At 62.0% G+C, this 23162-nt stretch carries 18 protein-coding genes; 7 read left to right on the forward strand and 11 right to left on the reverse strand.

Annotated features, from left to right (window positions below):
• Positions 1 to 183: 183 nt before the first annotated feature.
• Positions 184 to 642 (reverse strand): phasin, encoded by a 459-nt coding sequence (locus tag NKJ15_RS29885; protein WP_254819298.1) that lies wholly within the window; start codon positions 640 to 642, stop codon positions 184 to 186.
• Positions 643 to 895: 253 nt separating this feature from the next.
• On the opposite strand from NKJ15_RS29885, the gene NKJ15_RS29890 reads away from it, so the two are divergent.
• Entirely contained in the window at positions 896 to 4627 is a 3732-nt protein-coding gene (locus NKJ15_RS29890; protein ID WP_352773958.1) for a PAS domain S-box protein, read from the forward strand.
• A 282-nt stretch (positions 4628 to 4909) separates the two neighbouring features.
• On the opposite strand, the gene NKJ15_RS29895 is transcribed toward NKJ15_RS29890, so the two are convergent.
• Positions 4910 to 6868 (reverse strand): acetoacetate--CoA ligase, encoded by a 1959-nt coding sequence (locus tag NKJ15_RS29895; RefSeq protein WP_352773956.1) that lies wholly within the window; start codon positions 6866 to 6868, stop codon positions 4910 to 4912.
• Positions 6869 to 7050: 182 nt separating this feature from the next.
• On the opposite strand from NKJ15_RS29895, the gene NKJ15_RS29900 reads away from it, so the two are divergent.
• Positions 7051 to 8901 (forward strand): AsmA family protein, encoded by a 1851-nt coding sequence (locus NKJ15_RS29900; RefSeq protein WP_352773954.1) that lies wholly within the window; start codon positions 7051 to 7053, stop codon positions 8899 to 8901.
• A gap of 12 nt (positions 8902 to 8913) precedes the next feature.
• Here NKJ15_RS29900 and NKJ15_RS29905 read toward each other — a convergent pair whose 3' ends face one another.
• The 7 genes from NKJ15_RS29905 to NKJ15_RS29935 all read right to left on the reverse strand — a co-directional run bounded on the left by NKJ15_RS29905 (position 8914) and on the right by NKJ15_RS29935 (position 17046).
• Positions 8914 to 9732 carry an ABC transporter permease gene (locus tag NKJ15_RS29905; RefSeq protein WP_352773952.1) on the reverse strand — a complete coding sequence of 273 codons (819 nt, stop codon included), beginning with the start codon at positions 9730 to 9732 and terminating at the stop codon, positions 8914 to 8916.
• Positions 9729 to 10697, reverse strand: coding sequence for an ABC transporter permease subunit (locus NKJ15_RS29910; protein WP_352773950.1), 969 nt, complete (start codon positions 10695 to 10697; stop codon positions 9729 to 9731). The genes NKJ15_RS29905 and NKJ15_RS29910 overlap by 4 nt, the downstream gene beginning before the upstream one ends.
• 9 nt (positions 10698 to 10706) lie before the next feature.
• Complete coding sequence (locus NKJ15_RS29915) at positions 10707 to 11846, reverse strand: ABC transporter ATP-binding protein (RefSeq protein ID WP_352773948.1); 1140 nt, start codon at positions 11844 to 11846, stop codon at positions 10707 to 10709.
• Between the two features lie 72 nt (positions 11847 to 11918).
• A complete protein-coding gene (locus NKJ15_RS29920) occupies positions 11919 to 13016 on the reverse strand; it encodes a polyamine ABC transporter substrate-binding protein (RefSeq protein WP_352773946.1) in 1098 nt (365 codons plus the stop codon).
• A 352-nt stretch (positions 13017 to 13368) separates the two neighbouring features.
• Positions 13369 to 14322 (reverse strand): DMT family transporter, encoded by a 954-nt coding sequence (locus NKJ15_RS29925; protein ID WP_023677450.1) that lies wholly within the window; start codon positions 14320 to 14322, stop codon positions 13369 to 13371.
• A 182-nt stretch (positions 14323 to 14504) separates the two neighbouring features.
• Positions 14505 to 15377 (reverse strand): DUF2167 domain-containing protein, encoded by an 873-nt coding sequence (locus tag NKJ15_RS29930; protein WP_352773945.1) that lies wholly within the window; start codon positions 15375 to 15377, stop codon positions 14505 to 14507.
• A 217-nt stretch (positions 15378 to 15594) separates the two neighbouring features.
• Positions 15595 to 17046 (reverse strand): helix-turn-helix domain-containing protein, encoded by a 1452-nt coding sequence (locus NKJ15_RS29935; RefSeq protein ID WP_352773944.1) that lies wholly within the window; start codon positions 17044 to 17046, stop codon positions 15595 to 15597.
• A 238-nt stretch (positions 17047 to 17284) separates the two neighbouring features.
• Between NKJ15_RS29935 and aceA the strand changes: the two genes are divergently transcribed.
• A complete protein-coding gene (gene aceA, locus NKJ15_RS29940) occupies positions 17285 to 18574 on the forward strand; it encodes an isocitrate lyase (RefSeq protein ID WP_352773942.1) in 1290 nt (429 codons plus the stop codon).
• 78 nt (positions 18575 to 18652) lie between these two features.
• Entirely contained in the window at positions 18653 to 18895 is a 243-nt protein-coding gene (locus tag NKJ15_RS29945; RefSeq protein WP_023719402.1) for an SMc00767 family acetate metabolism repressor, read from the forward strand.
• Positions 18896 to 18959: 64 nt separating this feature from the next.
• Here the strand turns inward: NKJ15_RS29945 and NKJ15_RS29950 are convergent, their stop codons facing one another.
• Entirely contained in the window at positions 18960 to 19421 is a 462-nt protein-coding gene (locus tag NKJ15_RS29950) for a RidA family protein (RefSeq protein WP_352773940.1), read from the reverse strand.
• Between the two features lie 428 nt (positions 19422 to 19849).
• Here NKJ15_RS29950 and NKJ15_RS29955 point away from each other — a divergent pair, with 428 nt between their 5' ends.
• The gene (locus NKJ15_RS29955; protein ID WP_352819358.1) at positions 19850 to 20239 is read left to right on the forward strand and encodes an ANTAR domain-containing protein; all 390 of its coding nucleotides are present in this window, start codon (positions 19850 to 19852) and stop codon (positions 20237 to 20239) included.
• A 32-nt stretch (positions 20240 to 20271) separates the two neighbouring features.
• On the opposite strand, the gene NKJ15_RS29960 is transcribed toward NKJ15_RS29955, so the two are convergent.
• Positions 20272 to 20988 (reverse strand): HAD family hydrolase, encoded by a 717-nt coding sequence (locus tag NKJ15_RS29960; RefSeq protein ID WP_352773936.1) that lies wholly within the window; start codon positions 20986 to 20988, stop codon positions 20272 to 20274.
• 169 nt (positions 20989 to 21157) lie between these two features.
• On the opposite strand from NKJ15_RS29960, the gene NKJ15_RS29965 reads away from it, so the two are divergent.
• Entirely contained in the window at positions 21158 to 22591 is a 1434-nt protein-coding gene (locus NKJ15_RS29965) for a glutamine synthetase family protein (protein ID WP_352457076.1), read from the forward strand.
• A 98-nt stretch (positions 22592 to 22689) separates the two neighbouring features.
• On the forward strand, positions 22690 to 23058 hold the full coding sequence (locus tag NKJ15_RS29970) for a four helix bundle protein (protein ID WP_352773934.1): 369 nt from the start codon (positions 22690 to 22692) through the stop codon (positions 23056 to 23058).
• Positions 23059 to 23162 lie beyond the last annotated feature (104 nt).

The raw sequence follows: 23162 nt of genomic DNA on the forward strand, positions 1-23162 counted from the left end.
CGGCGGGAGGAGGTGCCGGCCTTTTCCTGTTACGAGCCAGCGGGAGGAGGTGCTGGCTGGTCACCCCGGTGAGCAGAGGGAGGAGGTTCCACCCGCCGGGTATTCACTTGAACCACTATATCGCACATCTATTTGTCTGACGAAATGCGACCTTTTGATGCATCGTCAAACTGTGCGCAAATATTAGGCGATCTTGATTTCTTTCACGGCCTTCTCGAAGGCGGTCTTGATCGGCTTGGATACGTCCTCGGCCGCCTTGGCAGCAACCGCCTGGAAGTCCTTAGCCTGCTCGACGGTCATTTCGACGCGCTTGCGCAGGAAAGCGGTCTGCAACTCGACGACTTCCGACAGCGACTTGGCGCCGATCAGCGCTTCGAAATGCGAGAAGCCGGCTTCGGCATTGGCGCGCAGGGCGGCGATGGTCTTGAGCGACAGGTCGCTGGAAACGGACTTGGCGGTCTCATAGGTCGACTCCAGAGCCTTCTGGGTCTCCTCGGCGCCGGTCTTCAGCTTGGCGTAGGCCTCTTTCGACTGCTCAACGCCCTTTTCGGCGAAGGCACGGATCTGGTCGGTGGCCTTCGAAGCGTCGAAGCTCGGGAATTCAACGTTTTCGATCGTTTCAGCGGTCTTGGTCCTGGACATTTTCCATCCTTTTCAGCGGCAGCGGCTTTGACAAAATGCCGTCTCGTTCATCTATCATGGCAATATAAAGGCAAATTTTGTGCATTGCAACATATCTGTTGCATCGCACCATAAAATATTTGGTTCGCGGCGTTAACCACGCGCCTAGAGATTCCGCTGGTTGCACGCTATGACTTGTGGACCTTCGCGCCGTCGGCTTTTATTAACAAAGCGTTAACCGCAAATTGCCCGCTCTGTGAGGGTCGCCAAGCGCATGCCGGCTGAAAACTACTCCTTCCTTGACGTCGCCGTGCTCGACGCCGTCCGCCTGCGCTTCGCCGCAGGCGACGCGATCGCCATTCTGTCGGCAGATCTCGAGCAGGTGATCTGGGCCAACGGGCCCGGCGCGGCGGTATTCGGCTATCCGGACATCGGCGCTATCATCGGCGCCTCGGCAGGGTTGCCGCTGATCGCCCGGCGCCAGATCATGGCAACCAGCGGTTTTCCGCAGATCGGCCGCGACCGTGCCATCACGGTCCGGCTGGCGACCGGCCTGACCAGCCGCGCCGTCGGTTTCCTGGCCAGCGCGGTGACCATGCCCGATGGCGAGGAAGCAATCATGCTGGCGCTGCCGGCGGCGCAGACCGGCTCGCGCAGCGCGGCCGAGATCGCCGACCGCGCCATCGGTGGCTTTACGGAAGACGGCCACTACATCGCCTTTGTCGATGCCAAGGGCAATATCGACGCCGCATCGGACGGCTTTTCGGCGCTCGGCATCCGGCCTGAGACGCTGGCCGCGCTTGTCGCCGACGTGGCGAACGAGAGCGACCGCATCGTCAAGCGCCTGGTTCCGGGTGGGTCCAGCTCCTATCCCGCGGGCCTTGCCCGGCTGACGGAAGAGCGGCACCTGCTGGTGGTGATCGACGAGGACCGGCTTGACGGCGAGGCTCCCGATGGCGAACGCGCCGGCGGGGAAACCGAGGCGGCAGCGGCACCGAGCGGTGGCGATCTTCCCCAGCCAACGGACCAGGACAACGAGCAGCCGATCGCCAGCAGCGGCGCGGCGGAGATCGACCTTGCAGCGATGGAAGGCACCTCAGCATCGGCGGAGCACGAACCTGCCGACGCGGCCGACGATCACCGCACGGTTGGCGAAACGCCGACGCAGCATGACCATTGGTACTTCAATGCCGGCGACGACACGCAGGTCCCGCCCGGGGCAGCTGTGTCCGGCGAAGTCGAGACCCCAGCCAGCGCGGATACTTCGCCGGAAAGCGCCGCAAAAGCCACCAAAGCCGCCTCCCCGGCCGAACACCGCGCTTCGGCGATCGATCGCACCGCCGCGCCCATGCGTTTCGTCTGGCGTACCGACGCGGAGGGCCATTTCAGCGCCCTGTCGCCGGAATTTGCCGAGCTCGTCGGCAAGCCTGCCGCCGACGTGATCGGCCGCCGCTTCGAGGATGTTTCGGCCGCCTATGGCCTCGATGCTTCTGGCGAGATTGCCGGCCTGCTCGAACGGCGCGACACCTGGTCCGGCCGCTCCGTGCTGTGGCCGGTCGCCGGCACCGATCTGAAGATACCCGTCGATCTGGCGGCGCTCCCGGTTTACAGCCGCAGCCGCGTTTTCGAAGGTTTTCGCGGTTTCGGCGTGGCCAGGAGCGGCGATGCGGTGGTCGATCCGGATGCCGTCGGCATGGCCCTTGTCGCCGAGGAGAAACCTGCCGCGACCATCGGGCCGAAAGCCGTCGAACCTCTCCCCGAGACACCTAAACCCGCCGATCCGTTCAGGGGCGAAGTGCCGGCATTGACCATCGTGCCAAAACCCGAGCGGCGCTTTGCCGACAAGGTGATCCGGCTGGCCGAGCACCGGCAGCCGGCCAACGACAAGGGCCTGTCGACGCTGGAACGCAGCGCGTTTCGCGAGATTGGCGAGCGTCTCAAGAAGGACAGCACCCCGGCCGAAGAGCAGCCCAGCGCCGGAAAGCAGAAGCCGGTTGAGAAAGTCGAGGCAGCCGGCAAGGCCGACGAGCCAAAGCTGAAAGAAGCCGGGCTGGCGGACAAGGGTGAGATGCCGGCGCAAGGTCCGGAAAGCGAGGCGGCTGCCGCCGAACCGCCCGAGGCCGATGCCGAGGACCAGAAGGACCTCGCCCGACTTGACGGCGAGCAGCCGGATGAGGCGGAAGCAGAGGCGCAAGCCGGCGAACCCGTCACACGCCCTGTTTCCGGATCGCTGCTCGACTATGCCGACCGCGAACCCAGCGATGAGGCGCAGGAAGGCGTTGAGCCCAGCACGAACCGTCGAACGATCGTCGCCGAAGCGCCGCGGGATGGCGACGACGACAGCATGACGGCCGAAGACTTCCGTGACGCCGAGGACAGCGAGGATTGGTCCGAGGACAGCGCAGCCGCAGCCGATGCTGCCGGCCAGGTGCCGCCTGTCGAGCGGCCGCAGGCACCACCGCTCAAACTCGACGGCTTCGTGCCGTCGGCGTTTGCCGGAGAGGACAACACGGGGCCGGATACCTCGATCCTCGGCAAGCTGCCAGTGCCGGTGCTTATCCATTCCGGCGATCAGCTGCATTACGCGAACGACGAATTCCTCGGCTTGACCGGCTATGCGACGCTCAATTCCCTGGACGAGGCCGGCGGGCTCGGCGCGCTGTTTGCCGACCCTTATGCCGACGACGGCAGTTCGGACGGCGGCGACCGCGCTCTGCGGCTGAAAACGCGCGAAGGTCAGGAGTTTCCGATCGATGCGATTTTACGCTCCGTGCCCTGGGGAAACGGCAAGGCGCTGATGCTGGTCGTACGTCGTTCCGGCGACGACGAGGCAGCAGCCATTCCACATGGCGCCGCCGAAGACCAAACGCAGCCGGATGTTTCCGAGCTCAAGGCACGCATTGCCGAAATGCGCACTATCATCGACACCGCCACCGACGGCGTCGTGCTGATCGGCCGTAACGGAACGATCCGTTCAATTAGCCGTCCGGCGGAAGCGCTGTTCGGCTTCGACAGCGACGAGGTGACCGGCAAACCGTTCGTCTCGCTGTTTGCGATCGAAAGCCAGCGCGCGGCGCGTGACTATCTCGAGGGGTTGTCGGAGCCCGGCGTTGCAAGCGTGATGAACGATGGCCGCGAGGTGATCGGGCGCGAGGCGCAGGGGCGTTTCATTCCGCTGTTCATGACTATCGGCAGGCTGCCCAACGACAGCGGCTTCTGTGCGGTGGTGCGCGATATCACCCAGTGGAAGCGGGCCGAAGAGGACTTGACCCAGGCGCGCGCAGTCGCCGAACGCGCTTCGTCGCAGAAGACCGATTTTCTGGCCCGCATCAGCCACGAGATCCGCACGCCGCTCAACGCCATAATCGGCTTTTCCGAGCTGATGGTCGACGAGAAATTCGGGCCGGTGGCCAATGACCGTTATCGCGACTATCTGCGCGACATCAACCGTTCGGGCAACCACGTTCTCGACCTGGTCAACGACCTGCTCGACATTTCGAAAATCGAGGCCGGCCAGCAGGAGATGGCCTATGAGGCGGTGTCGCTTAACGACACACTGGCCGAAACCGTGGCGATGATGCAGCCGCAAGCCAACCGGGAACGCGTCATCATCCGCTCCAGCTTCGCCTCGCGGCTGCCGGAAGTGGTGGCCGATCTGCGCAGCGTGCGGCAGATCGCGCTCAACATCCTGTCGAACGCCGTCCGCTACACGCAGGCTGGCGGCCAGGTGATCGTGTCGACGGCTTACGAGATCTCCGGCGATGTCGTCATGCGCGTGCGCGATACCGGCATCGGCATGAGCCAGTCCGAGATCGAGCAGGCGCTGAAGCCGTTCAAGCAGATCAATGCGCTGAAGCGCGGCCGTGGCGACGGCACGGGTCTTGGGCTGCCGCTGACCAAGGCGATGGTCGAAGCGAACCGGGCCCGGTTCACCATCAACTCGACGCCCGGCGAGGGAACCCTGGTCGAAGTCGCCTTTCCCTCGACCCGCGTGCTCGCCGGTTAGCTATGGTTGCGCAAAGAAAAAAGGCGTCCAACAGGACGCCTTGAATGATAGGATTGCTGTCACAACGGGGCTTGAGCGAATCAGATCCTCTCGGGGCTAAGAGGAACGGGATTTCTCCCTCAAGTTACGCACGACTATTGATGCCGGGCCTTAACAAATCCTTACCGGCACGCCGGAAAATTTACCAATGTGTACCACTCATGAAATCTAGGTAAATTCCGAAGAGATAATTTGTTAACGATACCGGAGACCTCAAAACAGCTCCTACCTTGGATCCCGGGGTCAGTCGGCAAGCTGCGGCAGGTTGCGGAACAGCTCGAGCGCTTCGGGATTGGCGAGCGCTTCCTTGTTCTTGATGGCGCGGCCGTGCACCATGTCGCGTACCGCGAGCTCGGTGATCTTGCCCGATTTGGTTCGCGGAATATCGCTGACGGCGACGATCTTGGCCGGCACGTGGCGCGGGCTCGCCCCGGTGCGGATTTTCGCGCGGATGCGTTTTTCCAGCTCGGCATCGAGCTCAACGCCCGCCGCCAGCCGCACGAACAGCACGACACGCACGTCATTGTCGAAATCCTGGCCGATGCACAGCGCTTCGAGGATTTCCGGCATCTGCTCGACCTGATTGTAGATCTCCGCCGTGCCGATCCTGACACCGCCCGGATTGAGCGTGGCGTCGGAACGGCCATGGATGATCAGGCCGCCATGGACGGTCCATTCGGCGAAATCGCCGTGGCACCAGACATCGTCGAAACGTTCGAAATAGGCGGCTTTGTATTTCCTGCCGTCAGGGTCGTTCCAGAAGCCGATCGGCATTGCCGGAAACGCCTTGGTGCAGACGAGCTCGCCCTTCTCCTGGCGGAGCGGGCGGCCGTCATCGGCCCAGACATCGACGGCAAGGCCGAGCCCGGGCCCTTGGATCTCGCCGGTCCATACCGGTTCGATCGGCACGCCGAGCACGAAGCAGGAGACGATATCGGTGCCGCCGGAAATCGAAGCCAGATGCACGTCCTTCTTGATGCCTTCATAGACGAAGCGGAAATCTTCCGGCGATAGCGGCGAGCCGGTCGATGAGATGGTGCGCACGCTGGAAAGATCATGCGTGCGGATCGGCTTCAGGCCGGCCTTGCGCACGGAATCGATGAATTTGGCCGAGGTGCCGAAATAGGTCATCTTTTCGGCATCGGCGAAGTCGAACAGCGCATTGCCGTCCGGGTAGAACGGCGAGCCGTCGTAGAGCAGCAAGGTGGCGCCCGATGCCAGGCCCGACACCAGCCAGTTCCACATCATCCAGCCGCAGGTGGTGAAGTAGAAGAAGCGGTCGCCGTCGAGCAGGCCGGCATGCAGCCGTTCTTCCTTGACGTGCTGGATCAGCGTTCCGCCGGCCGAATGGACAATGCATTTGGGAATGCCGGTCGTGCCCGATGAAAACAGGATGTACAGCGGATGCGAAAACGGCAGCCTTTCGTAGGCGACAGGCCTTGCGGCAAAGGGTGACAGCGCCTCTTCCAGCGCAGCCGCCTTGCCGATGGTTGCGGCGACGTCGAGCGAGGTGCCGAGATAGTCGACAATGAGGACTTTACGGACGGTGGCGAGCTTGCCCGCCACGGCCGCGATCTTGTCGGCGACTTCGATCGCCTTGCCATTGTACCAGTAGCCGTCCGGCGCGATGAACACGACAGGCTCGATCTGGCCGAACCGGTCGAGAACTCCCTGCTCGCCGAAATCTGGGGAGCAGGACGACCAGACCGCGCCGATCGAGGCGGCCGCCAGCATCGCAGCAACGGTCTCCGGCATGTTGGGCATCATCGCGGCGATGCGGTCGCCCTTCTTCACCTTGAGCGACAGGAAAAGCTGCTGCAGTCGCGAGGTCAGCGCATGCAGCTCGTTCCAGGACAGCCGCCGCTCGACCTTGTCCTCGCCGCGAAAGACGATTGCGTCGCCAAGCCCGGTTTTCTTGAGGAGATTCTCGGCGAAGTTCAGCTTTGCCTCAGGAAAGAAGGTCGCGCCGGGCATCTTGTCGCCATCGACCAGCACGCGTTCGCCCTTGTCGCCGACGATGCCACAAAAGTCCCAGACCAGGCTCCAGAAGGTCTCGCGATCATCGATCGACCAGCGATGCAGGTCGGCATAGGAGGAGAAAACCTTGCCGGCCATGTTCGCCGCGGCATTCATGAAGGCGGTCATCGGCGCCGCGTCGATCTGCTCTTGCGTCGGGATCCAGAGCGGTGCGTCGTCAGCCATCATTGTTTCTCCGTAGGCTGCATCGCTTATGCATATCGCGATGCAGCAGAGCAAGATTTTGTTGGACCGCGCCGGTCAGGGTGTGCGCAAATGCCATCGCCGGGCCATAAAGACTTGAAATGCGTCAGCCGTCGGTTACACCCGTCGGGCGATTTTGTCGGAATGGAAGCATACGGGGCGATATGCCATCACCTTTGATCCGACGCGGAATATGGGCGATCGGCGCAGCCGTCATCGTCATCGCGCTGGTTGTCGCAGCCTTGCCGTTGATCGCCTCGACCCGCATCGTACGCGACCGTATCGCGTGGGAAATGAGCGCGTGGAGCGGTTTCCGGGTCACCATCGACGGCGCGCCGCGTATCGAGGTCTGGCCGAATTTCCGGGCGATCCTGAGCGACGTGACGCTGTCGCAATGGACAGAGACGGATGCGCCGCCCGTGGTCGAGGCCGAACGGGTCGAGGTCGACCTCTCAGCGATGGCGGCGCTGCGTGGCGATGTGGTGTTTTCGACGGCGCGGCTGGTACGACCGACGATCCGGGTTCAGCGTACCGCGAGCGGGTTTTTCCTGCCTGTGATTCCCAGCGGTGGGCGCATTACGCGTTCGATCGATGCTGCCCGCGCGGTGATCAACACAAATCCAGCCAAGCCGGATCTCGGCAAGCTGCCGACAGATCCGTTCGGCACAGTCGAGTTCAGGGACGGCCGCGTAGTGGCTGCCATCGGCGGCAAGGACCAGGAGATATTGAGCAGCCTGAGCGGCCAGGCGAATTGGGCCGCGATGAATAGCAATGCGACGCTGTCGGCGACCGGGATATGGCGCGGCGAAAGTGTTGCCATCGACGCAGCATCGCCGAACCCGCTCGTGCTGTTTGGTGGCGGCACAGCACCGGCCACATTTTCCTTCAAGGCGGCACCGGCCAGTTTTTCGTTCGACGGCCGTGCCAGCATGTCGGAGAACGGCTATTTCGACGGCCAGGCGAAATTCGCCGCACCTTCGCTCCGACGCGTGCTCGAATGGTCGCAGGCCGGCATCGCGCCCGGTGCCGCAATCGGCTCGATCTCGGTTTCAAGCAAGATCACGGCGACGGCCGGGCGCGTCAAATTTGAAAACACGGCCCTGACCCTCGACAACAACCCGGGAATGGGTGCGCTGGACTTCACCTATGGTGAGGCACTGCCGGTGATCTCCGGCACACTTGCCTTCGATACGCTCGACCTCAGATCATTTCTCTCCGCCTTTACGCCGGTACCATCCGCCGGCGGCACCGGCCCGGGCGAAATCGACACAAGCTTCGCCGACCGGATCAATCTCGATCTCAGGCTGTCGGCGGCGCATGCCACCGCCGGCGCCATCCAGCTTGCCGACGTCGCCGCCACTGCCCAGGTCAAGAACGGCCTTGCCGTCTTCGACATCTCGGATGCATCCGCCTTTGGCGGCAACGTCCAGAGCAGCGTCCGTTTCGACCGCAAGCCCGCCGGCACGGAAGTCGAGATCCGGCTGCTTGCTTCCGATATCGACGGCGGCGCTTTCGGCACCGCGGCCGGGATGACGCGGCTGGTGCCGATCGGCACTGGAACCGTTTCGGTCATCCTCAAGGGGCCTGGCAGAACCTGGGACTCGATTTTCGAAAACGCCAATGGCTCGCTGTCGGCGACGTTCGGCGCGGGTGCGCTGAGCCGGCTTAACCTGCCGGCGTTCCTCAAGCACACCGAACAGGGCGGATTCTTCGCGCTGGACGACGTCTCGGACGGAACGCTGCCGATCGACGGGGCCGAGCTCAAGGCGAGCATTTCGAACGGCGTGGCGCGCATCGACAAGGCCGAGGTGAATTCCGCGCAATACAAGATCTGGCTTTCCGGCATCGCATCCTATGCCGGACGCGGGCTGGCGCTGTCCGGCGGCATCGTCCAGCCGAGCCAGGCTGCCACGCAGACGAACGGCCAGGGACCCAATCAGTCGTCGTTCTTCGTCGGCGGCACCTGGAGCACGCCGTTCATCTCGCCGATAAGCCGCGGCGTTTCGGGAGAGTAAGCAGCAGCAGCATCAACCGCGCTGCGCGGCCTGCTCGTCGCGTTGGCGCTGCACCTCGCGGCGTTTGTTTGCGAGCGAAGCGATGATCACGCCAACTGCGACGACCGCGATCAAGATGGTGCAGGCTGCGTTGATTTCCGGCGTCACGCCAAGGCGGACCTGGCTGTAGATCTTCATCGGCAGCGTCGTGGCGCCGGGTCCCGAGGTGAAGCTGGCAATAACCAAATCGTCGAGCGACAGCGTGAAGGCCAGCATCCAGCCGGAGACGATAGCCGGCATGATGACCGGCAGCGTGATCTGGAAGAAGGTCTTCACCGGTGGCGCGCCGAGGTCCATCGCGGCCTCTTCCAGCGAACGATCGAAAGTGATCAGGCGCGACTGAACCACCACCGCAACGAAGCACATGGTTAGCGTGGTGTGGGCAAGCGTCACCGTGAGAAAGCCGCGGTCGAGGCCGACGGCGACGAAGAGCAGCAGCAGCGACAGGCCGGTGATGACTTCCGGCATGACCAGCGGCGCAAACACCATGCCGGAAAACAGAAGCCGGCCGCGAAAGCGCGTGTAGCGTGTCAAGGTGAGCGCCGCCAGCGTGCCGAGCACGGTCGCCACGCTTGCCGAGATGACGCCGACGCGGGCCGTCACCCAGGTGGCGTCCATCAGACCCCGGTTGTGGAACAGCGACACGTACCATTTCGTCGAGAAGCCACCCCAGACGGTGACCAGCTTCGATTCGTTGAAAGAGAACACGACGAGCAGGACGATCGGCAGGTAAAGAAAGGCAAAGCCGAGCACGATCGACGTGATGTTGAAGCGGCTCCAGGTCGCGTTCATTGGTCCTGCTCCTGGGCGCGCGCCTGGGCTCGCTGGAAGAGCATGATCGGCACGATCAGCAGCAGCAGCAAGATGACGGCAACCGCGGACGACACCGGCCAGTCACGGTTGGCGAAGAACTCGTTCCACAGCGTCCTGCCGATCATCAGCGTCTGCGAGCCGCCGAGCAGGTCGGGAATGACGAACTCGCCGACGGCGGGAATGAACACCAGCAGGCAGCCAGCGATGACGCCGGGCAGCGACAGGGGGAAGGTGATCTTCCAAAAGGCGCTGGTCGGCGGACAGCCGAGATCCTTGGCGGCCTCGATCAGAGAATGGTCCATCTTCTCCAAGGACGAATAGAGCGGCAGCACCATGAACGGCAGATAGGAGTAGACGATGCCGATGAAGATCGCCGTATAGGTGTTGAGGATGATCAGCGGTTGGCTGATGATGCCGGTGGCGAGCAGCAGCTGGTTGAGCAGGCCCTCGGGCTTGAGGATGCCGATCCAGGCGTAGACACGGATCAGAAACGAGGTCCAGAACGGCAGGATCACCAGCATCAGCAAGGTCGGGCGAATCGTCGCTGGGGCGCGCGCCATGCCATAGGCTATGGGATAGCCGACCAGCAATGTCAGGACCGTCGAGATGGCGGCGACGATGACGCTCGTCACATAGGCATTGAAGTAAAGCGCATCCTGCGTCAGCCAGGTATAGTTGTCGAAATTCAGTGCGCCGAATCCTGAAATAAACCCGGAAATGCCGCTGCGGAAATCAAGCACCGGCGTGTAGGGCGGCATGGCGATCGCCGTCTGCGACAGCGAAATCTTGAAGACAATGATGAAAGGGACGAGAAAGAAGAACAGCAGCCAGAGGTAGGGGATGATGATGACGAGCCGGCTAACGAACGCCGCTCCCAGCCTGACCAAGGCGGATTTGCCGGCAGCACTTGCCGGAGAGCTTGTTGCGGCAGTGACAGCGGACATGATCAGTCTCTACCGTGTCAGGACGACGCCGGCGTCGGGGCGGAAAGAAACCCAGGCGCGGTCGTTCCAGGTCAATGGGTCCTCGGTGAGACGTGCCGCGTTCATGGTGCTCGCCCGCACCACCTGACCGTCGTTCAGCCTGACGTGATAGACGGTCATGTCGCCGAGATAGGCTATGTCGTAGACCTCGCCCTCGATGGCGTTGACGGCACCGGCCGGTTTTATGGAGGACACCTTGATCTTCTCCGGCCTGATGGCGAAGGTGACGGATGTCCCGGCCGCGGCATTGCCGGCATTTTCGGTCCAGATGGTGATGCCGTTGCCGGCATCGATGCTCGCGCTGCCGGCCTCGCCAGCCGCGATCTTGCCGTCGAACATATTCACATTGCCGACGAAGCCGGCGACGAAGCGGGAACCCGGCGCCTCGTAGACCTCGGCCGGCGTCGCCACCTGCATCACCTCGCCCTTGTCGATGATGGCGATGCGGTCGGCCATCGTCATCGCCTCTTCCTGATCATGGGTGACAACGACGAAGGTGAGGCCGAGGTTCTGCTGCAGGTCCATCAGCTCGAACTGGGTCTCCTCGCGCAGCTTCTTGTCCAGCGCACCAAGCGGCTCGTCGAGCAGCAGGACTTTCGGCCGCTTGGCCACCGAGCGGGCGAGTGCAACGCGCTGGCGCTGGCCGCCCGACAATTGGTGCGGTTTGCGCTTGGCGAACTGCTCGAGCTTGACCAGCTTCAGCATCTCGGCGACGCGCTTGTCGATGTCGGCCTTGGCCATGCCTTCCTGCTTGAGGCCGAAGGCAATGTTGTTCTCGACCGTCATGTGCGGAAACAAGGCGTAGGACTGGAACATCATGTTGACCGGCCGTCGGTAGGGCGGAATGCCGCGCAGATCCTGGCCGTCGAGCAGGATGCGGCCGGCGGTCGGCTCCTCGAAGCCGGCGAGCATCCTGAGCAGCGTCGATTTCCCGCAGCCTGAGGCCCCCAGCAAGGCAAAGAATTCGCGTTCGAAAATGGTCAGCGACAGGTTGTTGACCGCTGTAAACTCACCGAATTTCTTGGTGACGTTGTCGAACTGGATGTATGGCTTGGCGTTCGGATCGTTCCATGGCGCAAAATCCCTGCGGATGCTGCCAAGCGATTTCATGTCCCACTCCGTCCTGCTGCTTGCCTCATGAGAAAGCGGCCCGGCAACGGCTGCCGGGCCCTGGTCAGGTTGCTATTGGCCGGTGACGATCTTGGTCCAGGTGCGGGTGATGATGCGCTGGGTCTTGGGATCGTAAGGCGAAACGGTGTAGAGCTTCTGCATAGTCGCGGCGTCGGGATAGATCGCAGGATCTTCCAGAATCGCCTTGTCGATGAACTGCTGCGAAGCCTTGTTGCCGTTGGCGTACAGAACGGCATTTGATGATTTGGCGATCACTTCCGGCCTCATCATGTAGTTGAGAAATTCGTGTGCCTCGGCGACGTGCGGTGCATCGGCCGGTATCGCCATCTGATCAAACCATATCTGCGCCCCTTCCTTCGGCACGGAGTAGCCGATTTCGACACCCTGCTTGGCTTCATCGGCGCGATCGCGCGCCTGGAAGATGTCGCCCGAGAAGCCGACCGCCAGGCAGATATCGCCGTTGGCCAGGGCGTTGATGTATTCGGAAGAGTGGAACTTGCGGATGTAGGGCCGGATCTTGAGCAGTGCCTCCTCGGCCTTGGCGATATCGTCGGCAGACGTGCTGTTCGGGTCAAGACCGAGATATTTCAATGCAGCCGGTATCATGTCCGCCGGCGAGTCCAGCACATGAACGCCGCAATCATTGAGCTTCTTCAGTGTGTCTGGATTGAAGAAAACATCCCAGCTGTCGATCTTGTCGGAGCCAAGTGCCGCCTGCACTTTCTTGATGTTGTAGCCAATTCCGACCGTTCCCCACATATAGTTGACGGAATATTCGTTGCCGGGGTCGTATTCATTGGTCCGCTCCGAAATAACATCCCACATGTTGGAAATATTCGGCAGTTTCGATTTGTCGAGCTTCTGGAACACACCCGCCTGGATCTGTCGTGCAAGGAAATTGCCGCTGGGCACGACGACATCGTAGCCGCTGCCGCCGGCGAGCAGTTTCGTTTCCAGGATCTCGTTGGAATCGAAAGTGTCGTAGACGACCTTGATGCCGGTTTCCTTGGTGAAGTCGTCGATGATCGAACTGTCGATATAGTCCGACCAGTTGAAGACGTTGACGACGCGATCCTCGGCATGCGCGCCCAAGGTAAAAACTGCCAGAAACGCCGAAGTCGCCGAAAGCCAGAGCGCTTTGCGGGTCATGCTATTCTCCTTTGATGAGTGTTCCGTCGCCAGCTCGTCGCGGCGTCCGCGCGGCTGGGCATTTGCTTCAAGGTATTGGGCTTGCAGGCAGGCGACAAGCGCGAATTGCCGGCGCCATTATCGTTCGGCGGCGAGCCGACAGCGAAGACCTGGCGTGGCGTTGGTGGTGTTCCGACGCCGTCGGAAGCTTTCGCTACGGCGCGGGCAGGGAGACGACGATATTGTCCGGCCTCGATGCGACCGGCATGGAGACTTGGCAAGATACGCCTGTCTTGTTGTTGCCGTGATCGCAGCCTGCCCGCGCGGCTGCGACGTTGTCAATGGTTCATCTCGCTTTGACGCGCGCACTGCATCAATTAGGTGACGGCACACCGGTGACGCCCGCTCGCGCGGGCCGCGTCTGGCGTTTGAACTCGAGCCCGATATGGACGAGCAGCGCGGTGACCACGACCGCACCGCCGACGATGGTGCGCGCCGACGGCACCTCGGAATGGATGAGCCAGACCCAGATCGGGCCAAGGATCGGTTCGAACGTGCCGAGCAGCGCCGCGACGGCGGCCGGAACAAGCCGGGCTCCGGTGGCGAAGAAGGCGAGACCGAGTCCCAGATTGATCACGCCAAAGGCAAAGAGGAAGCCCATATCGTGGCTGGAGACGCCCAGCGCCGACGCCTGCGATGCCGCAAAGGCGGCCGCCAGCATCGTGCCGAGGCAGGTCGCCGGCGTCATGCGCACATGGGCAAAGCGGCGCGTGATGACGGTGGCGATCGAGAACATGACAGCGATGAGCAGCGCCAGCCCGTCGCCGATTGGCGACACCGCGCCATCGAGCGATTCCGACACCATGATGGCGACGCCGACAATAACGGCGGCGATCGCCACCCAGGTCGCCACCGCCACCCGTTCGCGAAACAGCGCCCAGGCAAACAGCGCCGCCAGAAGCGGCACGCCGGCCTGCATCAACAGGATGTTGGCGACGGTGGTATAGGCAAGCGCCACGACGAAAGAGGTCGACGCCGTGGCGAAGCAGAACGCCACCGCAAGGCCGGCCAGGCCCATGCCGCGAAACAGCTTCAGCGTGCCACGCCAGCCATCGCGCCAGACCATGAAGCAGAGCAGGAAGGCGGCGGCCCAGACCGAGCGCCAGAACACCACCGTCCAGCTGTCGGCGTTGTCGATGAAGCGCGCAATGCTGCCGCCGAAGCTCCACATCAACGCCGACAGGAATACCAGCAGGAAGCCGACGCGTTCGCCTTGCGGCGACACGATCGGCGAAGCGGCAACCGGAGATGATGCGGTATCGGTCATGGGTATGACTGTCGGCGAATTCGGAGCAGCACGATGTGCAATGGACGACAGAGACGTGCCTCATTCGCGTAACGCAAAGCAGAAGGCCGGGCGTGATCCAGTTCGATGTTCCGTTTGGCGCACTGACGAGGGCGCATCGCCCTCGCCCGGCGATGATCCGAGGCGACCGGTCGACGATGGCTTTACGACGTGCCCCTATTGCCGCGGATAAAGCGCCAGAGACCGGCCAGCGGAACCAGCAGGAGCAGGCCAAACTTTTTCAGCGCGATCAGCGCCACGACCAGAAAACCTGCTTTCGCCGCCAGCTTGCCGGCAATCAGGCCACCGACGCCAATCGCCGCAACCGTATCGACGCCCGGCACGAAATCAGCGTATGTCTTGCCGGTATTGAAGTCCGCGAGGCCAAGCACTTCATCCAGGCTTTGCCTTATCTCCGGCAATTGTTCCACCGTCGCGATATAGCTCATCACGAAGACGCCCTCCCTGCCAAGGAAACGGACGTCGTAGTTGAGCGTATGGGCGGCATCGTTGCCAAATTGCAGCTCCTTGGCCCAGTGCAGGCGCTTGTGGGCCGCGTCATAAACCGGCGGCGACGCCCAGCCGATCAGCGTAATGGGCGCATAGCCATCCTTTACCCTCTGATCGTTGCCGGACAGAGTGTCTGACTGCATGTTGCGCAGCAGTTCATTGTAATCGATGGACGCGGCGTCGCTGTCGTCGACGTAACCGATCTTTTCCCAGCGCAGCTCTATCCCCCAATTGTTGTCGGCAATGGGATCATGGGAGACTGGAAAGATCATGCCGAGGGCATCGGAACCAGAGTCGGGCGGATTGCCCCAGGCTTCGGTGAGGACGGAGAGCGTGTCCTTCTTGTCCAGAAAATAGAACTTGTCCTTGAGGTCGAGATGGACGCCTTCGGCAAGATTTATCGCGCCGGTCTTCGGATCGATCTTGTCCAGGAACGCCTTGCCGGCATCATTATACTGTTGATAGGATTTGAAGAAATCCGAGGACTTTTCAGCCAATGCGGGATCGGCCGAAAACGCGAGCGCCAAGCCAAAAAACTGTCCTGCCCATCATTGATCCCCCGACCGTTGCGCAGTTCTTTTTTTGATACCGTACCGTCAATGCTGAATCAATATTCGGCTGAATCAATATTTTGGCCGAACCAATATTTTGGCCGGCAACCGCGAACCAGCTTACTGGTTGCCGCCGCAGGAACAGATGAGGTCCTTTGGTCGAAGATTCAGCCGCAATATTGCTGGAGCCGAATCACTGGAAATCGAACGCCGACAGTCCCGTGACCATCTCGTCGAGGCCGAGCGGACGTGTAACGGGTGGCTCGGCGCGGGCGAGGCAGCCGATGCGTTCGCACAGCCGGCAGGCAGGGCCGACCGGCGTAGCCAGCGCAGCGGCGCTCTGTCCGGTCTTGCCGATGGCGGCCGGCCCCGGCAATGCCGCTCCATAGACGACCTCGTCGCGAAAACCGATGTCGCAGCCGAGCAACAGCGCCGTGCGCCGCGGGCGCTCGGCAAACGAGCCCTGCGGCCCCTCGAGCGTGCGGGCAATGCAGAGAAACGCTGCGCCATCTGGCATTTCCACTGCCTCGACCAGGATCTGGCCGGGCTGAGCGAAGGCGGCATGGACCGGCAGCTTCGGACAGCCGCCGCCGAAGCGGCTTTGCGGAAAGCCGTGGCTGCCCGCCTTGCGGAAGCGATTGCCGGCATTGTCGACCTCGAGCATGAAGAACGGCACAGCCAGCGCACCCGGCCGCTGCAGGGTGGTCAGCCGGTTGGCCGCCTGCTCGAACGAAACGCCGAAGCGCGACCGCAACATGTCGATGTCATAGCGGGCGCGGACCGCCGCCGCGTGAAAAGGCTGATAGGGCATCATCAGCGCGTGCGCGGCATAGCGGCCGAGCTCGAAACGCGCCAGCCGGCGGGCTTCGTCGGTGGTCAGCTTCAGCACCTGGATCTCGGCGGCGACAGCGACGCTCATGCGGATCAGGCAGGCCTCCATCGCCACCTCGCGCAGTTGATCGAATGGCGACAGCCGCTCGGACAGGAACAGGCGCTGCGAGTGACGGTCATAGCGACGCCGCCAGTTGGGCATGGTGGCGACCGGCAATACCTTGACGACGATGCCGAATTCACGCCGCAGCCAGGCCTTCAACGCACTGAACAGACCGTCGCCGCGATCGAGCACCGACGTGAATGCCTCGGCTTCCTCTTCGAGCGCGGCAAAATGGTTCGGCCGGCGTTCGAAAATCTCATGCACCTCGTCGATCGGCAGCCTGGCACCGGAGAGGGCGGTGGCCTTGCCGTCACGCGCGAGCAGTTCGTTGAGATCGGATAGCCGCTCGGCCTGCTCGCGATAGGCGCGAAACAGCTTTATGACGGCAGCGGAGGCGTTTGGCGCCGCCTCGGCAAGCTCGATGAGTTCCTGGTCGCCCGGCAGTTCGCCGGCCAGCAGCGGATCTGAAAACACTTCCTTCAAGTCGGCAACCGACCCCCTCGCCTCGCCTTGCAATTCGTGCGGGTTGACCTTGTAGACAGTTGCCAGTCTCAGGATCAGTTGCACCGTCAGCGGCCGCTGGTTGCGCTCGATGAGATTGAGATAGGACGGCGAGATGCCGAGCCCTTCGGCCATCGCCGTCTGGGTCAGCCCCTTGGCGTTGCGGATGCGACGAATGCGCGGCCCGGCAAAGATTTTGTGGTCGGCCAATCGACTGCCCTTGACAGAAATTTACATCCGCTGATGGCATGGCGGCGTTTTACAATCATGACAAATTTACAGCTCTCATCCGTCAAACGCAACACAGGTTTTCTCTTATTTTCTGGCTAACCTGGAGGTTTACCTCGCTTGCGTCGTGCCGGCATGTAAATGATGTCACACATGGCGCACGCATTTTTCCTCTGCGACGCCTTCCGAAAACCGGCATCAAAACCGCCTGGAGTGACCAATGACCGACTTTTACAACCTTGTCCCGTCGGCGCCGCAAGGCCGCTTTGATGGCATCGAACGGCCCTATTCGCCGGAGGAGGTGAAGCGGCTGCGCGGCTCGGTGCAGATCCGGCAGAGCCTCGCCGAAATGGGGGCAAACCGGCTGTGGCAGCTCATCCATGAAGAAGATTTCGTCAACGCGCTGGGTGCCATGTCGGGCAACCAGGCGATGCAGCAGGTGCGGGCGGGGCTGAAAGCGATCTATCTGTCGGGATGGCAGGTCGCCGCCGATGCCAACACCGCTTCCGCCATGTACCCGGACCAGTCGCTCTATCCCGCCAATGCGGCGCCCGAGCTGGTCAAGCGCATCAACCGAACCTTACAGCGCGCCGACCAGATCGAGACTTCGGAAGGCAAGGGGCTGTCGGTCGACACCTGGTTCGCGCCGATCGTCGCCGATGCCGAAGCCGGCTTCGGCGGGCCGCTCAACGCCTTCGAGATCATGAAGGCATTCATCGAGGCGGGTGCGGCCGGTGTCCATTACGAGGACCAGCTGGCTTCGGAGAAGAAATGCGGCCATCTCGGCGGCAAGGTACTGATCCCGACCGCCGCACACATCCGCAACCTCAACGCCGCGCGGCTTGCCGCCGACGTCATGGGAACGCCGACGCTGGTCGTGGCGCGCACCGACGCTGAAGCGGCAAAGCTCTTGACCTCCGACATCGACGAACGCGACCGGCCCTTCGTCGATTATGGCGCCGGCCGCACGGCGGAGGGCTTCTACCATGTCAGCAACGGCATCGAGCCCTGCATCGCCCGCGCCATCGCCTATGCGCCCTATGCGGACCTGATCTGGTGCGAGACCTCCAAGCCCGATCTGGCGCAGGCCAGGACGTTTGCCGAGGGTGTGCGCAAGCATCATCCAGGCAAGCTGCTTGCCTATAATTGCTCGCCGTCTTTCAACTGGAAGAAGAATCTCGACGACGCGACGATTGCGAGGTTCCAGAAGGAACTCGGCGCCATGGGTTACAAGTTCCAGTTCATTACGCTGGCCGGTTTCCACCAGCTCAATTTCGGCATGTTCGAGCTCGCCCGCGGCTACAAGGAGCGGCAGATGGCCGCCTATTCGGAACTGCAGGAGGCGGAATTCGCCGCGGAAGCCAATGGCTACACCGCCACCAAGCACCAACGCGAGGTCGGCACCGGCTATTTCGACGCCGTCTCGATGGCGATCACCGGTGGCCAGTCTTCGACCACGGCCATGCATGGATCGACCGAGCACGCCCAATTCAGGCCGGCGGCGGAATAGCGGAATAGCAGACAGACCGAGGGAACGCTCAAACGGGCATGGCAATACAACAGACATGGCAACACAGGGAGAAGACCAATGGCATCGATAAGCCGCGTCAAGGAACGGGCCGAAGAGCAGGCCACCAGCATGAATGTCGACCAGCAGGCGACCATCCGAATGCTGGCGAACGATCTGCACAGGCTCAATCAGTCGGTGATGAAGGCGGTCGAGGCCGGCGTCTCGGTCGAACTGGTGCGCTCGGCACGGCACCATGGCGGCGACGGCAACTGGGGCGATCTGCTGATCCCGGTCATCGTCACGCAGCGGAGCCACGACTGATAAACTCTATCGCACCGCGCCTTTTTGAACGCATGCTATTGCACCTCGCACGCCGCGGCTCTGCCTAGTCCGGCAGAGCTGCTAGTGCAACGATTTCAATGACAAGATCAGGCTGCGCAAGCGCTGCAACGCCAATAACTTCCGACGGCGGCGGGTTGTTGTAGCTGCAGTGCTTCGGGCAGTGCACGGCAAAGAATTCGTCCAAGACGTCCAGGCGAAAATTGGGGGAGCTCAGCACGCCGCCATCGGGAAATGGCCCCTTAACAAAGAAGGTCAGCCGGATGAGATGCTCGAGCCCAGTGCCAAGCTCTTCCAGATCTAATTTGATGTTGGTGAGAATTGCGCGCCACTGCGCGGCCGCATCGCCGACGGCGCCGCCGCCGCTTTTGCCGATCGGATCGTAGTCCTCGGCGGTCGCGGTGTTTCCGGAAAGGTAGACAAATCCCTTTGCGCCGGTAACGACCGTACCCTTTCCCCATGGCATCAACCGGCCGTTTTTGAATTTCTTGTGAGTCACGAGTTCCATTGTCATCTCCCGCCGATCAAAGAGACGTGCCTAGCCAACGAGGAAGGGTAGTCCGGCGAGGCGATACGACAAGCTCGCGACAGACCTGCCTCGCCTTCATCCAACCTTTCAACCCGGCTATGGCTGCGAGTTGGTGCGTACGCGCCGCAAAGCCAAACTTCGCTGAAGCCTGCCCGGTTGTGGTGGCAACTTCTCCTTCGGGCGGCGGCAAAGAAAAGCACTTAATTTTAATTTTAATGTTTCTTGCGATATTCTCCTGATATGCCATTTGAGCTTGACATGAGCAGTGATCTCACGCCAATTACCTCTCGAGTTTCAACCCTGCATTGAAACATTGAACAACGGCCTGCCCCGCCATGTGCCCAGCGAATCGCGATATCGAGACTGCAAAACAGCTGCCTTTCGTTAGCCGGAACATGGAGACGCGGATGCTCCCGGATTTTTCTCGGGTGCTGGTGGTCGGAAAATCACCGATCAACCGCGTCGTGGTTTCAAAGATCGTGGAGCGGTCCGGCCTCAAACCGATCTCGGAAACTCCCGAAACCGCGGCAAAGGCCTTGCACACGCTGATTCCCGGGACTGTCGTTCTCGACGGCGGTGCGGAGAACGGGGACTGCGACGCCTTGCTGTCGGGTATCGATGCACTGCGAAGGGCGTCAGGCAGATCGCTTCCGTCGGTGATCCTGCTTTCAGTCAAGACCGGCACTCCGGAGAGCCTGGGCTTGTCCAGCGTCGTCGATGCAGTGGTCGTCAAGCCGATCACCACCGAACGGCTGCAGCCGGTGATCGACCGGCTGATCGCGATTAGCCGCAATTGACGCCGACCGCTATGCCTCGACTGCAGACCTGATCAATCAATCTCGCCGATACGCTCGATCAAGCCCGGCAATTCACCGAGATTGGCTATCTGGCGAAAGCGTGGTGCCGAGACCGGCGGCTCGACATGTTCCAGCACCCAGGTCAGCTCATGCGGAACGTGGATGCCCCAACTGCCGGCTTCGATGGCCGGCACGACGTCCGATTTGAGCGAGTTGCCGACCATCATGCCCTTTTCCGGGCCGTCGCCGTGGCGGCTGAAGATGCGGCTATAGGTGGCCGCGCTCTTGTCGCTGACGATTTCGACCGCATGGAACAGCTCGCCCAGGCCGGATTGCGCCAGCTTGCGTTCCTGGTCGAACAGGTCGCCCTTGGTGATCAGCACCAGGCGGTAAGCGCCGCCCAGCTTTTCCACGGTCTCGCGCGCATGCGGAAGCGGCTCGATCGGATGGCTGAGCATCTCGCGGCCCGCGGCGAGAATTTCAGCAATGGTTGAGGCAGGCACCTGGCCTTCGGTGACCTCGATCGCCGTCTCGATCATCGACAGCGTAAATCCCTTGATGCCGAAGCCGTAGACCGCGAGGTTGCGCTTCTCGGCCTCCAGCAATCTTGCCGAAATCCGATCCTCCTCGGCGTGGTCGGCGAGCAGCGCGGAGAGGCGCTGCTCGGTCATGCGGAAGAACTGTTCGTTCTGCCACAGCGTGTCGTCGGCATCGAAGCCGATCGTTGTCAGTTTGCGGCTGTGTTGCATTCGACGTCTTCAATTGCGGCGTTGCGGGACGCCGACCCTAGACCAGGATGTTTTTATCCGGAAGTCGTTGTGTTTCCCCGGCTAGTCGAGGCGGACGCCAGCCGGCTCCCCTTCCCTTTCGTCGCCGGCAACGGCTATACTCCACAATCTGCAACAAATCTGGTGATTGATGCCGCCTGCAAAAAAGGAAGTCCGTCCGTCGAGCCGCGGAGGACGCGCCCGCACGCCTGCCTTCGTGAAAAACCAACGTGGCGTCAAGAACTGGAAGGAAGTCAGCGCCTGGCTGGAATGGCGCGGCATCGAAGATATCGAATGCATCACACCCGACCAGGCCGGGGTTGCGCGCGGCAAGATGATGCCATCGAAGAAGTTCACCTCCAACACCTCGCTGGCGCTGCCTTCGGCGGTGTTCATGACGACGATTTCCGGCGGCTATCCGGAGGACGGCAACGGCTTCCACTATCCGGAGGACGACGGCGACCTCAAGCTGATGCCTGACCTCTCGACGCTGACGGTGGTGCCGTGGGAGGAGGACCCTACCGCGGCGGTTATCTGCGACCTCGTCCACCAGGACGGCCGCTCGGTCGAGTTCACGCCGCGCAACGTGCTGAAGCGCGTGCTTGCCGCCTATGACAAGCGTGGACTGAGGCCGGTCGTGGCACCCGAGATCGAGTTCTACCTGGTGCGCAAGAACCCCGATCCGGACTATCCGCTGACCCCGCCGGTAGGTCGATCGGGGCGGCCGATCGGCGGCGGCGCCGGCTATTCGATCGCCGGGGTTAACGAATTCGACGAATTGATCGACGACATCTACCATTTCTCCGAAAGCCAGGGCCTGGAGATCGACACGCTGATCCACGAGGAGGGCGCCGGTCAGCTCGAAATCAATCTGCGTCACGGCGATCCGATCGAGCTCGCCGACCAGGTGTTCATGTTCAAGCGAACCATCCGCGAGGCGGCGCTCAAGCACGAGATCTACGCCACGTTTATGGCCAAGCCGATCCAAGGGCAGCCCGGTTCGGCCATGCATATCCATCAGTCGATCATCGACAAGAAGACCGGCAAGAACGTCTTTTCGGCGGAGGACGGCTCGGAGACCGAGGCCTTCTTCCATTTCATCGGCGGCATGCAGAAACATGTGCCGAACGCGCTGGTGATGTTTGCGCCCTACGTCAATTCCTACCGGCGGCTGACGCAGTCGGCCTCGGCGCCGGTCAACAACAAATGGGGCTACGACAACCGCACCACCGCCTTCCGCGTGCCCCGCTCCGACCCGGCTGCGCGGCGCGTCGAAAACCGCATTCCCTCCTCCGATGCCAACCCCTATCTGGCGCTGGCGGCATCGCTTGCCTGCGGACTGATCGGCATGACCAACAAGATCAAGGCCGAGCCGCCGGTTCTGACGACCGCCAACGAGGACCAGATCGACCTGCCGCGCAGCCTGCTCGAAGCCGTCGACCTGTTCGAGGCAGACGAAGAACTCGGCGCGCTGCTCGGCAAGTCATTTGCCGCCACCTATGCGGCGATCAAGCGAGCGGAATTCGAAACCTTCATGGAAGTGATCAGCCCGTGGGAGAGGGAGTATTTGCTGCTGAATGTGTAGTAGGGGAGTAGGGGAGTAGGGGAGTAGGGGAGTAGGGGAGTAGGGGAGTAGGGGAGTAGGGGAGTAGGGCAATATGGCAGTAGGGCAGTAGGGCAAGGATGACGGACAAGATCGCATCGTACAGGGATCTGATCGTTTGGCAGCAAGCCATGGACCTAACAGTTGCAGTCTACCAGGTGACAAGGACTTGGCCGAAAGACGAGATCTACGGGCTGACGGGTCAGGTGCGTCGGGCAGCAACGTCGGTGCCCGCCAACATCGCCGAGGGTTACGGCCGAGAAAGCCGAGCTTCCTACCAGCAGTTTCTCAGGATCGCCCAGGGATCACTCAAGGAACTGGAGACACACCTTTTAATCGCGCAAAGGGTTGGAATTACCTCTCGCGAGGCGGTCGAGTCATTGATGCCCCATAGCGAGAGCGTAGGAAAGCTCTTGCGGCTTCTGATCCGCAAGCTGTCGGCTGAATAGACACCTACTGCCCTACTGCCCTACTGCCCTACTGCCCTACTCGGGTTCTCCTCTAACGCTGTCGACGTGTAGAGGTGGGGACGTGTCGAGATGAGCGGGATCGG

Origin of the sequence: Mesorhizobium sp. M0207 (assembly GCF_040321995.1) — a bacterium.
In the GTDB taxonomy this organism is placed as follows: domain Bacteria; phylum Pseudomonadota; class Alphaproteobacteria; order Rhizobiales; family Rhizobiaceae; genus Mesorhizobium.